Here is a 13,547-nt window from a genome sequence, read left to right as displayed (position 1 = left end):
CGCTCAGGCGACGTCATCACCGTCGACGTGCCACCACGACCGTCCCAGTTCCTTGGTATTGAGACAGCCCATGCTCACGCGTCGAACTGTCGAGAAGATCGGGAAAGCGCGTCTCAAAAGTTAATCCCATAACTGCGTGTCGAAATCATGGTACGGACACAACTTTCGATACTCTCCGGCGCATGGAACTGGGCTATGCGCGGGTGTCGACGACCAGACAGGACCTCGACCGACAGATCGACGCACTCACCACAGCGGGGGTGGACCCGCAGCGCATCTACGTCGACAAGAAATCCGGGGCCACCACCGACAGACCGGGCCTGGTGGCGCTGCTTGAGTACGCCCGCGACGGGGACATCATCGTGGTGCACACCCTCGACCGATTGGGCCGCACCGTGCGGGACACGCTGAACCTGATCCACGACCTGCGCGAGCGCGGGGTCGGGGTACGTAACCTCGCCGATCCGATCCGGATCGACTCGTCGGATACGGACGATCCGATGGCGCAGTTGGCGGTGGTGCTGCTGGCGCTGTTCGGGCAGATGGAACGCACCTACAGTCTCGAGCGGGCCGCGCACGCTCGGGCGGTGGCCACGGCGCAAGGACGCCGGATCGGCCGGCCCTCGGTGGTGTCCGAAGCGCAACTGGCCTACGCCATCCAGCTTCGGGACGGCGGCGCCACGGTCGCAGAGATCGTCGCGAAGACCGGGTTGACCCGTTCGACCCTCTACCGGCACCTGCCTGCGCGACCGGCCGATCCGGTCACCGCCGCTCCGATTCCGCCCGCCCACACCCCGACGGTTTCGGCCGAGCCCGATACGGCAGCCGGATCCGGGGACCGGCTCGAGTGCCCGACCTGCGGGTACCGGCCGGAAACGCGCCGCGAGATGATTCCGCATCTCGACGATCTCGACACCGTCTGGCTGCATCTCGACCCCGGCGGGCAGGTGCGTGAGTGTCGGCATTGTGCGCACTGTCAGCCCCACGAGCAGGTCGTGGCGGTCAGTTGCACGCGCTGCGGGGTGGGGCCGCTGATCAGCGGCATCGACGTCGGAGGGGAGCTGCCTGCTGCGGTTCTGCGGTGGCTCGAAATGCGAGGCTGGGCCACCGGCACGAATCCGGTGTGCAGTCTCCACTCCTGACCGGTCGTGTCGTCGGTGAGTTCGGCCGGTAGGCGAGCGAGCCGGAGCGTGGCTACTCCACCCCGGTGGGCATGTGCTGCCGGTGCTGGATTGCGTGTTCGGCAACGGTCCGATCGGCCTGTGGAAACCGCCGTCAGTGTTCCCGATCCGGGAAGAGCTGGTTTGTGGTCGCGCACTTCGGGGTGGACTGTCCACCAGAAAACGATGTTGCACTTGTAAGTGAAATCGGGTTACGGTCGGTGCAGACAGCAGGGAGGTCCGAGACGATGAACGCGGTGATCGACAGTGGCGTCGGGAAGACGACCCTGACGGTGACATCCGATCAGGTGGCGCAGGCCGGGGCGTTCGACCCCACAGCTCTGCGGTCGGTGGTACCGGCTGAGCTGGCAGGGGTTCTCGCTGAGGTGGTGAGGATCGTCGCCGCCGGTGGCACGGTGACGATTGGGTCGATGCCGCAGGAGCTGACCACTACGTCGGCGGCGGATCTGCTCGGCATCTCGCGGCCGACGTTGATGAAACTGGTCCGGGATGGTCAGATCGTTGCGCACAAGGTCGGCACCCACACCCGACTGAACACCTCCGATGTTCTCGCCTACCGGGATCGGCTGCGTGAGCGGCAACGGGCGGCGCTGCAGCAGTTGCGTGACTTCGAAGAGGCGGAGGGCCTGGACTACTGACGGTCCGAGACCGGTGGTGTGACAGGGTGGTCGGTGCCGGCGCCTATTGTCACTCGGGTGAGTTCACGAGTTCCGAACGTGCTGCCGGACGCGAACGTGCTGTATTCGCGGACGCTGCGGGACTGGATCTGCCTGTTGGCCACCAGGTCCGGTCCGCCGCTGTTCCACCTGCGCTGGACCGAGGACATCTTGGCGGAGTTGGTCTACCACCTGCGGAAGAACCACCCGCACTTCTCCGATCGTCAGATCGGGGGAGTGCGGGACAAGATCGTCGACATCGTCGCCGAACACGGCCGGATCGCCGGATACGAGATCGACCCGGACCTCGCGTACACCGACGAGTACGACGCGCATCTGCATGCCGCCGCAGAGCATGGTGGTGTCCAGTACGTCCTGACCAATGATCGCGGATTCCACGACTTCGCCGCGGCCAACGACGAGCGCCTCGACTACGAGGTGTACACCCCGGACGACTTCCTGATGCTCGTCCACCGGGACGCGATCGCCACGGTCCGCGAAGCGTTGCTCGACCAGATCGGGTACTACCGCCGGCTCGGCAGGCCGTTCAACCTCGCCGCCCGTCTCGAGGCCGCTCAGGCCCCGAAATTCGCTGCCGCGATCCGCGAGATGATGCAGGCACCTGCCGTTGCTCGGGCCCTCACCCAAACACCCGAGGACGATTGAGGGGGACGACATCCCGTTGCTGTGTGGAAGAGATGTCGGTGTGCCCCGATAGCGTAAGAACATCTAGTGGTGACATCGATGTGATTCGCCTACATGTTGTGGCGGTCGGGTCGAGGTTCCGCGGGATACGCGTCGACAGCAAAGCCCCGACCGTCGGGGTGAGCCGACAGGCCAGGGCCTGCACAAGATTGGAGCCTTGTTAGGTCACGGTAACGCACTGCACCAGGCACTACCCCAGATGGGGTGAACTCCGGTGGGAACGGTGCGTCGGCTCGTTTTGGCTGTCAGTCGCACGCTCTCTTGAGGAGGGAGCAACGCCATGAGCAAGAACCCCAGCAACCACGGCAAGGCATGGACCAGCAACGACGATCAGCAGTTGCGTCGGCTCGCCGATCAGAACACCCCGACCCGCGTGATGGGACTCAAGCTCGGACGCACCGAGGATGCCGTCCGTACGCATGCATCCGATCTCGGCGTCAGCCTGAAGCCGACCAACCAGTCGCCGTACAACAGGCGGAGCAAGTGATGTTCGAGAAGCAACCCGACTACCCTTGCGCGGTCACCAACAGCAGTTCGGCAGACCCGACTGCCATCGAGCGCGCCTTCCGTTGGGTGCGCCAGCGCAAGCAGCCGGGGCAGAAGATCCTGTTGTGGACTCCGCAGAAGAGCAACATCCGCAACGATCGCCAGGTGGAGGCCATCTCACGCCATCCAGACGTCCTCGTCGGGACGTCCCGGGGTCGGTTCTCCTCGGGCTGGTACGAGGGCCCGGTACTCGGAATGTGGCAGGACACCGAGGACCTGGCCAAAATGCCGATCGGTAGGCCGACAGCCATGTGCATCGTGCCGTGGGTGCCCGAGCGCCTTGCCGGGTGGGTGCGGGCCGTTGACGCGGAGATCCTCGGCGACGGCCGCGACTGGCAGTTGACCACTTCTGCGGGTCAGGGTCTCGACCCGGTCGTTGTTCGAGGGATGGAGAGCATCACACTGCTCATCAACCACAGCAACACGATCAAGGCCGGCTACGAGAAGCGCGATGTCGTCAGCGCGCTGCTCGCGCTGCACGATGCGGGATACGAGCTTCCTGCGGAAGCGATTCAGTCCTGGGCGCTGGGCCACGGTTGGCGCGCACAGAACGCCAACCACCTGGCCGACTACTGCGCCCAGATCAACCGCGGAAGCCGACCTCGGTTCACCGGCGCTGGCGCCCTGCGCCCCGACATCGTCGCTCTCTGGCGCGACGAGGTTGCCTGACACCAGGTCGCATTGCCCCCTGTAGGTGTAGATCCGGCCCTGCGATTGGTTCTCGCAGGGCCGGATCTACTTCTCATGGGGGTCTTCTCCGGATTAACTCCGTAGGGGCCCCGAGCGGTTCCGGGACACCCGGCCGGCCACCGCCGCCCGCCGGCGCGACCTGGGTGCGGCGTTCAGTGGCTGCACTCGTGTGCGGGGGCGCACCGGCCGATCATCTCGATGAGAGTTGGCTTCTGCCTGGAGATGAGACCCCAACCGAGTGTGTGCTGTTGACGATCCTCGAGCAGGACACTCAAGAGCACGCCGGAGAGGACAGTCACCTGCGGTGATGCTTGGTTCTCGGTCCTGGTTACCCGTGCTGCATGCCGGTCCGGTGTGGCTATTCCCTACCGGGCCGCGTGTCGTCGTCGAGGGGTCAGGGGGTGATGACGGCGCGGGCGGTAGCGGCCACGGCGGGGTGGCGGCCGGTGGGCCGACCGCCACGGGTGGTGCCGGCGAGGATGTCGAACACCTCGAGGGTGGGATTGACGACCGCGGCAGGAGTAAGAGAGCTCCTGCCCTGGCTGCGCCAGCCCAGTGCCTGCAGCAGGGCGGCGATCTCGGTGTGCCAGTGCTCGGCAGGCGCCCCGCCGGCGATCACCGCGGCGGTGATCCAGCCGGCCTGCCGGTCGAAGTCGGTCCTGCCCACCGGTAGCCGGGAGATCAGGTGCTGCCACAACGCCAGGGGCCGGTGGCGGTATCGGCGGGCCACGGCCGTCGGGGCCAGGCGCCCTGTGCGCACCCCGATCAGGCCGAGGGTGCGCGCGCTGGCCCGCAACCGGGCCACCGGGACGGTCAGGTCTTCACGATTGGCGGCGCCGATCCACCATCCGGTCACGCCGGTCCGTTCGGCGAGGTGCCCGACCAGCGCCGGGGGCAGGTAGCCGGCAGCGGTCAGCTGCACCCCGTCACCGATCGCCTCGAGCAACAGCAGATACGGCTCGAGCAGCTGCGCGGCCTCCGCCTCGCCGACCTCGATCACCGCCCCGGTGGTGGCGTGTTCCAGCAGGAGGGTCAACGCCGGATCGCCGTGGAGTTCGAGTCGGGTGCGCAGGGCGGCGAGCTCGGCGGGCACCGCAACCGGTGGGGTGATCGCCGCGGCGATCGCGGCGGTGGCCTCGGCGGGATCGAACCGGTCCGGATGCCAGTCGAGCGGCAGCCAGTCGCGGGCATCGTCGGCGGTGTCGAACGGCGCCGGGACCGCCACCGGATCGCAGCCTCCGCGCACCCAGGCCGCCAGGTCCGCATAGCCCCAGATGCCGCCGCAGTCCTCCGGTGGGCAGGCATTGCGGCCGGTGGTGCAACGCACCGTGGTGGGGGGTTCGTCGAGGACCGCTTCGACCTGCACCACGTGAGCCCATCCGTCACCGAAGTCGTAGTCGTACCAGAGGCGATCACCGGATTCGGTGAGCAGCTGATCGAGCCGCACGGTGTCCTCAAGGATCCCGTCCTCGCCGTCCTCGACGTCGAAGGCGGTCACGAAATAGGGGGCGCGGGAGTCGTTGCCGGTGCGGAAGCGATGCAGATGGCAGTCGAGCCAGCCCATCGCGGCCTGGAGCACCGTGTGCAGCCGGTCGAGGGTCAGATCCCCGGGCAGCTCGAGCCGCCGCCACACCGGCGGCTTGGCGCCGAGCAGATCCACCCGCACCCGCACACCCCGGACCCGATCCGGTACCTGACCGACCACCGGTTCCGGTGTGCGCAGCAACTCGTCGAGCCAGTCCCGGGCGCTGCCGGCGCGCAACGCCTCCACCATCGCCTGTTGTTCCTGCGGGCTCAGCGCGGCGATCAGCTCGTCGGCGCGCCGGCGTGCATCATCCGAAGCCGTCACGATCCCCAGTGAACCACCGGCCGGGCACCTCTCCACGCATAGGCCCGACGACGCCGTGCCGACAGGCACCGCCCCATCCCGGTGCCGGCCCCGCCACGGCGGCGGGGCCCGACCGGGCCGGGCCGGGGCTTTCACCCGGTTTCCAGCACGCCGATGAGATCGTCGAGCAGCGCCTCGGCCCGTGCCTCGATGTCGTCGAACAGATCGGACAGATCGTCGAGGCTCTCATGGTCACGGCGCCGGGCGGCGACACCACGGTCGTAGTAGCCGGGATCGAGGTTGATCTCCGGCTCGACGCAGGCGTCGATGGCACCCTGTGGCGAGACGGGCAGCGCCCTGCGCACCGGGGCGCGGCCGGACAGGTGCGCCCGCACCAGCATCGACACCGCCTGCGGAGTCATCGACTGCGCGTGCGGGAGGTGTCCCCAGCGGTCGATCGGACACAGCAGCGGCTGGCGGGCCTGCTCCGCATCGAACGGATCGGTGACGATCGCGGTCGGGTTGGTGAGGTGATGGCGCAGCAGGTGCGTGCCCGGGTACTGGTCGAGAAACGCCTGAATCTCTGCCCACCGCCGGTAGATCCCAACCGCGGGATTGTCCCCGGCCTCGGGATCCGGTGCGATCGGGAAGCGTTCACCAGCGCGGGTCGTGACCACCAGGGTGTTCCCGTCGAGGCGGAGGTCGCGGCGGCGCAGGCGGGTGATGTCGGTGAAGGTCATCCCGGTCGCGGCAAGAACCAGCAGGAGGGCGTCGCGACGGCCGAACAGTCCGCTCGGCCAGCCCTCGGTGGGTAGCTCATGCGCTCGCTGTATCAGAAGGCATCCGAGCCGATCGAGGCGTTGAGCACGAGCGGCGTCGAGGTGCCGGCGCACCGTCTCGGTCCGCCCCGGGGCCGGGTAGCCGTGCCGGGTATGGACGGCATTGATCGCCGAGAGTCGGCGTCGCTGGGTCGCCGCCACGGCGGGGTGTTCGTGCAGGAACAGCGCGAGCGTGTCAGGACTGGCCGGAATCGGCGACCGATCGGCGGCAGCGCACCAGTCCGTAAACAGGGCCCAGTCGTGGCGGTACCGCGCCGGGACCCGCAGCCCACGCTCCGTGTCGTGGATGTCGTCGGGTCGCCGCGGGGAGGTGTCGGTGCTGGTCATCGCTCACAGCCCCAGATTGGTGACAGCGTTGCCCAAGAGGGGTGCGTGTTCGCGGGCGTAGACCTCGAGCATGGCGGGGGTGGTGTGCCCGGTCTGGCGCATGATCGCGTGCGCGGAGGCGCCGTTGCGGAAGGCCTGGGTGACGAACCCGGCCCGCAGCGAATGCCCCCCGAGCTGCTTCACGATCTCGGGGTCGTAGCCGGCCGACTCGGCGCGGCGGCGGATCGCGTGGTGCACCGCCGCCCCCGACAAGGCGGTGTCGGAGAGGTTGCCGTTCTTACGGATCGCCCGCAGCAGCGGCGCCCCCGAGGTGGTGCGGGGGCGGGTGCCGCGGCACACGTGCGCGTCGAACGGCTCCGCACCCCGCAGCAGCCGGATCACCGCGGGCCGGCCACCCGCATCGTGGGCGGCGATCACCTGGGCCCACCGCAGCCACGCGCACGGCGGGCAGCTGGTGTGGCTGTGCGTGAAGGGCAGGGCCCGGACGGTGCCGCGGCCCTCCTGGTCGGTCTTCGACTTGCGGAGTTTGATGTGCAGGCCGTCGAGCCGGTGCAGGGACACGTCGCTGCAGTTCAGGGCGACGAGTTCGCTGCGGCGGAACGCCCCGGCGAAGCCGAGCAGCAGGAGGGCGGTGTCGCGGCGTTCGACCACCTCGTCCGCCCAGCCCTGGCAGTCGGCGCGGGCCTTGTCGACGATCGCCACGATGTCGGCGGTGAGCAGCGGCGCCCGCGGGCTGCGCGGCCGCTCCCCCGTGGTGGCGTAACCGCGGCGGATGCCGGACATGGTCGCTTTTACCAGGTCGTCGCCGGTGGGAGTCGGGTGCCCGCTCTGGCGGTGGTGGTGGGCGATCGCGGCGAGGCGATGCGCCAGGGTCGCCGGGGCGTAGGCCCGCTCCCCCGCCTCGGTGACGGTGTCGGCGCAGGCGACGAGGTAGGCAGCGACGGTGACCGGGTGCGCCGGCACCGCGGTGTGGCCCTCGCGCGCGCACCAGGTGGTGAAGGCCCGCCACGCGGAGGCGTAGGTGCGGCGGGTCCCGGCGGCCCGCGCCGACGCCACCGACTCCGCGATCCGGGAGGCAGTCGTCGCCGTGATGTCCGGCAGCGCGGGTGTCAGGTCCCGTCTGGTGTGGCGAGGCTGATCCTCGTTGAACTGCGGCTCGCCATTCGGGGTCCGTGCTGCCATCTGTAATTGATTCCCGTCTGAAGTGGCGGATTTCTGGTCGGGGGGGGGTGGGTTCGTGCGCGTGGCGGTCCTGGCTGTGGCTTCGGTAGGTGAATCTGTAGGTGTCTCGGTGCTGGGCTTGGTGCTGGTCGCCCCTGCGGCGTAGTAGCGGGTGTCGACCAGCCGATCCCCATGACGACCTGCGGAAGCGACTGCCACGGCAGCCTCCGCCGGTCACCGGACAACATCACGAACTCCACCTTGAAACAGGAATTACCCCAGGCACTCGCATCGTCTCGGAGCTCAGAAGCAGCAGTCGGCACCGAACATCTTCGCCACTTCAGGTGGGAACCCGCCACCGACCCGCCACTTCTCATGGGAATCCGCCACTTCGATCGGGAACCGACAGCGGGCCCCGCCGGGGTCCCGGGTACCGCGAGCTGGCCTCCGTCGGCGGGTTTCGGCTGGTGCTCCACGGGTGGGAACAGTACCGGACGGCTCCGACTGTCCTCGCTCAATCTATCTGACGCAGAACGCGTTACCTGAGCTGCGATGCGACAACTTGGTTGGACGGCCGCAGGATCGAATCGTCCAAGTTAGTTGTCGCACATCGTCGAATCAGCCCACCGTTTCGGCGGGTCGAGTCCGGGCACCGGGACGATGCCTGATGTACCGCGTGAGCAGCGAATCGAACACGCCGGCTGGGACTGCGCCGTCGGTGACGGACTCGATGAGACCCCCGATCGCATCCTGTTGACCGGGTGACTCCATCGTGAGCACCCGATTCCGCCACGCGGTGTCAGCCAAAGACGTCGTGAGCGCAACGACAATCGGGTATTCGGCTGCCCGGCAGATCGCTGCGGTCAGATACCACCGGTTGGGGTTGGGCTCGAGAACTTCCAACCGAGCGTGGACGGGTCGAAACGGCCACGGCAGCAGGTTGTGCCACTCGTGGACGATGGAGGATGCATCCTCGAACGCGCGGCGAACCGGCTCGCGGCCGAAGCGTGCGATCAGTCGGTGGTGGTGTCGGTGCGCCCGGAGAATGTCGGGAAGGGCGGTGATGTCGATCCGCGGCGATCGATCCGTACAGGTCAGTATGGGCCCGCCGGTCCAGACCCGGTGTCGCTGGCACAGTACCTGCTCGTGAGTGGCCCACACGTGCACCGCTCGGGTGAGGCCGTGCCGACGTGCACAGCACGGGCAGGAGTTCGCCGCGCCGACCGCCGCCGGGCTTCCTCGCAGTTCCGGATAGTTGGTGATGTCGTCGGCCGTGCGAAGTTCGGGGAGGGCGAAGACCAGCGTTCGCTCCGGTAGGCCGGTGAGGTCGTGGACGGCCTGCCGGCCCGCGATGCCGGTGTTCGTGACGTGGTTGCCGAGTTCGTGACCCGGCAGGCCGTTTGCCTCGCCGAGTCGGTGCAGATAGCTCGACAGATGCTCACTGGGGAACGGGGCGACGCGGCGCGGCAGACGGGGCAAGAAGCAGTAGCGGGCCGCCGGGGACATCATGGGTGGATGTCGGTGCGGTGGGAGGTCGCGGTCTCTGCGGCGTGGTCGATGATGGTCTCGTCGAGTGTGCCGCGGGTGATGGCCTCGTCCCCGGAGAGGATCGCGCCGATCGCTGCCACGCGGACCAGGTGCGAGAGGCTGCTGATCGATCCACCGGTGCGTTGGTGCAGGTATTTCGCGTTGCGGGTGAGTGTGCCGGGTGGGTGGGAGTGGAGTCGCAATGCGGATTCGAGGGAGGCGACGAGCGATTTCCATTCGCGGTCGTAAGGAAACGGTCCGGTGCGTACCAGTACCGAGCGGGCGGAGATCTGTTGCCCCCGCACCCCGGTGAACAGGCCGGAGCGTTCGACGTTGATGCCGGCGTAGATGAAGGTCGCGGGCATGTGCTCGGTGAAGTATTTCAGGTGATCGGACATGTCCTCGCCGACGCTGGTGGCCAGGTTCAGGTTGTGGATCTCGTCGACGATGACCAGGTCGGTGCGGGCCTCGGTGAGTACCCGGCAGACCGCGTCGGCGATGTCGGTGGTGTTGTGGCGGGGTTTGTCGGGGATGCCGAGAAAGTGCGCGAACTCGGAGGCGAGTTTGCGTGGGGACCCTTTCGGTGGGGTCGTGATGTACACGACCGGGATGCGGTCCTGGCCCGGGTATTTGCGGCGGACGTTCTGCTCGTGGACCTTGCCGAGCAGTTTGATGCCGGTCGTCTTGCCGCTGGCCCACGGACCGGAGACGATCAGGGCGCGACGGGCGCCGCATTCGCGTTGGTTGAGCAGCGTCAGCAACCGCCCCTGGTGGGTGAGGTGACGGACGGTGGAGGTTTCGATGATCACCAGTTCCGAGTGGTAGGCGATGCGCCGGTCGTCGTATGCCGTCCGCTGCGCGGATGAGAGCGCGTCCCGGACGTGGGCGTCGAGGAGGGTGCAGGTGGCGGGTGCGGCGTCGACGAATTCTCGCCATCCTTCGAGTGTCACCGAGGGGAGCTGACGGGGATCGAGCTGCCCCTCGTCGGCCGATGCTGCTACCACCATGTGCGGGACTGCCTGTCGGCATCGAAGACGGGCAGCGGGACGATGTCGGCGATGTCCTCGTCTTCGGGTGCGAACATCGTCGCCGCCGGCGGCGGGGATCCGGGTATCGGTGGCATCTCGCCGGTGGTGGCTCGAGTGCGAGCCGCTACCCGCTTGTCCCTCGCGGTCGGGGCCCGGCTCCTCGTGGCGGACCGGGCCGGCGGTGCCGGTCCGGCCCGGTCGAGTAGGTCGTCGACGGCGGCTTTGATCGTCTCCTCCGACGGTGTGCTCGCGCCTCGCTCGGCGACGATCCTGCGGGCATGCTCCCACGCGGTGTCACCGAACGGCTGCGGCATGGCGTGCAGTTGCCGCCAGTAGGCAACGATGAACCCGCCGTCGCGGTGGTTGCGCACCCAGACCCGGGTCACGTCGTACGGGTCGTAGTGCACCTCCCACCGCTTGCCCAAGGGTTTCGGGCCCGAATGTTGGCCGCGATAGCCGTTGAGCTCGTCGCTGTCGTAGACCCGGTGGTTGATCTTGATGCCGTAGGAGTTGATCACCCGAGGAGTCGACGGCAGCAGCGCGATGTAGTCGTCCCCGGACAAGGGGGTGGGCACGTAGCCGGCGACGGTGAGCAGGGCCGCGTACTTCTCGTTCGGGGTCAGCACCCGCTGCGGGTTCAGCGGGTCACGCAGTCCGTCGTGTGGGCGGTTCTGCCAGTGGGTGAGGATCCATTCGTCGAGCAGATCCTGTAGCTCGATCAGGGAGAACACAGCCCGCTCGTCGGCGCCGGTGCCGCGGTGTTCGATCGACGCACCCAGATAGCCCGTAACATACTGGGCGAATAGCGTTTTCACCGATCCCAGGGTGCGTTCGATGATCGGCTTGTCGGTGGGAGTGTCCGGGTGGGCGGGCTGCGCATTGATCCCGAATCCGTGACAGGCGCTGCGGAAGGTCGACGACAGGTACACGCTGCCGTGGTCGTAGACGATGGTCTCGGGCATGATCACCGGCCGGGCCGCGGCATTCTCGAGCCGGGCATCGATCGAGCGCATCACCCGGTACGGCAGCGCCGAGTACGCCATCGACACCGCCTGCGGCCAGCCGGGACGCATCGGCTCCGGGGTCATCGCCTTCGCCAGCAGCAGGGACGCGTCCACCGCCTTGGTCGTCGGACGCAGGACCGCAGCGGCGATCGTGCGGGTCGCGACATCCACCAACGCGGTCAGCTCGACCCGCCCGGCCAGATCCTCGTCGAGGCGCACTGCGACATCGAAGGGGGTCGAGTCGATCTGCATCCACTCTCCTGGCCGGGTAGCCACGACCGTCCCGAACGGCGCCTGCGGTTGCCTGTCGAGGGTGCGCCGGGTGCGAGCGGACCCGGTGGCGTGGCGACCTTCCCGCAGACGCCTGAGCAGCCTGTTGAACGTTTGATGTGAAATCAGCGGTACGGCCCCCGCTCCATGCGCTGCCACCACCCTCTTCTCGACTTCACGCCGGAGTCGAGCCGCGGTGCCCGACGAGGAATGGACGTTCTCGGCGAGGACCTCCTCGAGCGCGGCCAGGTAGCGGGGATCGGTGCGGCCGGTAACAGGATCTTCGCGGATCGCCCGGCGGTCGATGAGCCCCGCAATCCCCTCACGCTCATACCGTTGCCGGTATCGCTGAAACACCCTCAGTACCATGTGCTCCCCGTCCGCGGCGAGTTCGGCGATCTTCGTGATCTCCCGTTCCCGCAGCGAGGTGCTCGTGACGTCGTATCCCCGGCGCGGCGACGTTCCGGGCGCCGCGTCGATCGGGACTCCATCGACAACCTCGGTAACGTGTCGCTCGAGCCGACAGGCCCGCTCGCGGACCGTCACCGGCAGGGCCTCGAAGTAGTGCGGTCGGATGCGACGCCGCCGGAATGTGGTGGCGACCGGCTCGAAGGTCGGGTCTGCCAGCAGAGCCGTTAGTTTGATCGCCACCCGCATCGCGCCGGCTCCGTCGCGCACGGTCAGAAAGACGATCTCGCCGTCGAGTCCGGCGATCTCGTACAGACCGTCCCGGAAGCGCACATGGTCACCCAGCTGGAGGGCACCCGGCGGTCTACCGGCCATGACAGAGGTTCTCCGTGACCATCGATTCGGTCGACAGCAGCAGCTCGTCCAACCGCGTCTGCAACGCGTGCGTCCACAGCAGGTGAAACAGGCTCGGCAGGACCGCAACAGGATGGCCGACCCGACTCGCCAACTCCCCTATCGAGACCTGACCCTGTCCGCGCACCAGGGTTACCAGTTCCCGGCCCACGTCCACGTCGAAAACGCGTCGATGGCGGTATCCGGCGAGCCAACGCAGGTTCGACAGCCGCACCGGTGGGAGTTCACCGACGCGGCGATAGCTCCAGCCGACCTGTTCGCACACCCGAGCGGTCTCGCCGAACACAACCCGATCCCCGGGCCCGATCAGAGCATCCGGACGCACATCGACCACGTCCCCACGCCCATCGTCATATCGGAGGAAGAAGTCCGGGACGTGAGAGCAGGCTTCGCCGTCGATGACGAAATCCAGCCGAAAGGGCTGGGCTGCCATCCCGACAACCGCACGATCGTGATCGGCGCTGATCACAAAATCCCGCTCCACCCACGACTCGTACTCCACGTGACGATTCGTGGTGGCACACCACCAGAGCCCGGCGTAGTTCTTCTGCCCTTTGTACGAGGCGATCCGCCTGATCGGCGACGCCACTTCCAGCGGCTGCGCATCCCAGTCGAAGCCGAGCCCAGCGGACACCGGCTCGCCCTCCGCCGGCAAGTACGTGATGCGTTCGACGACTCGCACAGGAGCCGCCGCGGCCGCCTGCATGGATTCGACACTAAACGACAGGACGCCCCCGAACCGTGCAACCGACACCGCGTGTCGCACAGCGTGCGACAACTATCTCGGACGACGCCTTCCGGATGCGACACCTATCTCGGACATCGCACCGACAACGTGGACAAGGACACCGACAGAGTCTCTGCGCGGGAAAGCACGCTCACCTCGGGATTCTCGGCGATAGCTGCGTAAATGGCAATTTTCGTCACCATCTGTAAGCCGTAAACCTAGACCGAATGCAGAAG

12 protein-coding genes are annotated in these 13,547 nt (G+C 67.7%); 5 read left to right on the top strand and 7 right to left on the bottom strand.

Going from position 1 to position 13,547, the window contains the following annotated elements:
* Positions 1-182 precede the first annotated feature (182 nt).
* The 5 genes from F1734_RS02555 (at position 183) to F1734_RS02535 (ending at position 3,757) form a co-directional block, all read left to right on the top strand.
* Entirely contained in the window at positions 183-1,142 is a 960-nt protein-coding gene (locus F1734_RS02555) for a recombinase family protein (RefSeq protein WP_064066377.1), read from the top strand.
* 266 nt (positions 1,143-1,408) lie between these two features.
* Positions 1,409-1,819 (top strand): helix-turn-helix domain-containing protein, encoded by a 411-nt coding sequence (locus tag F1734_RS02550; RefSeq protein WP_064066409.1) that lies wholly within the window; start codon positions 1,409-1,411, stop codon positions 1,817-1,819.
* Between the two features lie 57 nt (positions 1,820-1,876).
* Complete coding sequence (locus F1734_RS02545; protein ID WP_230811266.1) at positions 1,877-2,503, top strand: PIN domain-containing protein; 627 nt, start codon at positions 1,877-1,879, stop codon at positions 2,501-2,503.
* A 319-nt stretch (positions 2,504-2,822) separates the two neighbouring features.
* The gene (locus F1734_RS02540; RefSeq protein ID WP_064066379.1) at positions 2,823-3,029 is read left to right on the top strand and encodes a hypothetical protein; all 207 of its coding nucleotides are present in this window, start codon (positions 2,823-2,825) and stop codon (positions 3,027-3,029) included.
* Positions 3,029-3,757, top strand: a complete 729-nt coding sequence (locus F1734_RS02535) for a hypothetical protein (protein WP_064066380.1) — start codon at positions 3,029-3,031, stop codon at positions 3,755-3,757. Before F1734_RS02540 ends, F1734_RS02535 begins: the two co-directional genes overlap by 1 nt.
* A gap of 415 nt (positions 3,758-4,172) precedes the next feature.
* On the opposite strand, the gene F1734_RS02530 is transcribed toward F1734_RS02535, so the two are convergent.
* The 7 genes from F1734_RS02530 to F1734_RS02500 form a co-directional block, all read right to left on the bottom strand.
* The gene (locus F1734_RS02530; protein WP_064066381.1) at positions 4,173-5,627 is read right to left on the bottom strand and encodes a plasmid pRiA4b ORF-3 family protein; all 1,455 of its coding nucleotides are present in this window, start codon (positions 5,625-5,627) and stop codon (positions 4,173-4,175) included.
* 131 nt (positions 5,628-5,758) lie between these two features.
* Positions 5,759-6,772, bottom strand: coding sequence for a hypothetical protein (locus F1734_RS02525; RefSeq protein ID WP_006934770.1), 1,014 nt, complete (start codon positions 6,770-6,772; stop codon positions 5,759-5,761).
* 3 nt (positions 6,773-6,775) lie between these two features.
* Positions 6,776-7,954 carry a site-specific integrase gene (locus F1734_RS02520; RefSeq protein WP_238424084.1) on the bottom strand — a complete coding sequence of 393 codons (1,179 nt, stop codon included), beginning with the start codon at positions 7,952-7,954 and terminating at the stop codon, positions 6,776-6,778.
* Positions 7,955-8,551: 597 nt separating this feature from the next.
* On the bottom strand, positions 8,552-9,442 hold the full coding sequence (locus F1734_RS02515; protein ID WP_203011323.1) for a TniQ family protein: 891 nt from the start codon (positions 9,440-9,442) through the stop codon (positions 8,552-8,554).
* A complete protein-coding gene (locus F1734_RS02510; RefSeq protein ID WP_203011322.1) occupies positions 9,439-10,467 on the bottom strand; it encodes an ATP-binding protein in 1,029 nt (342 codons plus the stop codon). The genes F1734_RS02515 and F1734_RS02510 overlap by 4 nt, the downstream gene beginning before the upstream one ends.
* Positions 10,458-12,545 carry a Mu transposase C-terminal domain-containing protein gene (locus F1734_RS02505; protein WP_203011321.1) on the bottom strand — a complete coding sequence of 696 codons (2,088 nt, stop codon included), beginning with the start codon at positions 12,543-12,545 and terminating at the stop codon, positions 10,458-10,460. Before F1734_RS02505 ends, F1734_RS02510 begins: the two co-directional genes overlap by 10 nt.
* On the bottom strand, positions 12,535-13,290 hold the full coding sequence (locus F1734_RS02500) for a TnsA-like heteromeric transposase endonuclease subunit (RefSeq protein ID WP_203011320.1): 756 nt from the start codon (positions 13,288-13,290) through the stop codon (positions 12,535-12,537). Before F1734_RS02500 ends, F1734_RS02505 begins: the two co-directional genes overlap by 11 nt.
* Positions 13,291-13,547 lie beyond the last annotated feature (257 nt).

It is taken from the genome of Rhodococcus ruber (assembly GCF_016804345.1).
Lineage (GTDB): Bacteria > Actinomycetota > Actinomycetes > Mycobacteriales > Mycobacteriaceae > Rhodococcus > Rhodococcus ruber.
Note: the sequence above shows the minus strand (reverse complement) of the source record. Positions and strands in the feature narration are given on the sequence as shown.

Coding starts and splice junctions, on each gene's coding strand:
- F1734_RS02510 (WP_203011322.1), bottom strand. CDS start 10,467: ATGGTGGTAGCAGCATCGGCCGACGAGGGGCAGCTCGATCCCCGTCAG.
- F1734_RS02550 (WP_064066409.1), top strand. CDS start 1,409: ATGAACGCGGTGATCGACAGTGGCGTCGGGAAGACGACCCTGACGGTG.
- F1734_RS02555 (WP_064066377.1), top strand. CDS start 183: ATGGAACTGGGCTATGCGCGGGTGTCGACGACCAGACAGGACCTCGAC.
- F1734_RS02500 (WP_203011320.1), bottom strand. CDS start 13,290: ATGCAGGCGGCCGCGGCGGCTCCTGTGCGAGTCGTCGAACGCATCACG.
- F1734_RS02535 (WP_064066380.1), top strand. CDS start 3,029: ATGTTCGAGAAGCAACCCGACTACCCTTGCGCGGTCACCAACAGCAGT.
- F1734_RS02525 (WP_006934770.1), bottom strand. CDS start 6,772: ATGACCAGCACCGACACCTCCCCGCGGCGACCCGACGACATCCACGAC.
- F1734_RS02515 (WP_203011323.1), bottom strand. CDS start 9,442: ATGATGTCCCCGGCGGCCCGCTACTGCTTCTTGCCCCGTCTGCCGCGC.
- F1734_RS02520 (WP_238424084.1), bottom strand. CDS start 7,954: ATGGCAGCACGGACCCCGAATGGCGAGCCGCAGTTCAACGAGGATCAG.
- F1734_RS02505 (WP_203011321.1), bottom strand. CDS start 12,545: ATGGCCGGTAGACCGCCGGGTGCCCTCCAGCTGGGTGACCATGTGCGC.
- F1734_RS02540 (WP_064066379.1), top strand. CDS start 2,823: ATGAGCAAGAACCCCAGCAACCACGGCAAGGCATGGACCAGCAACGAC.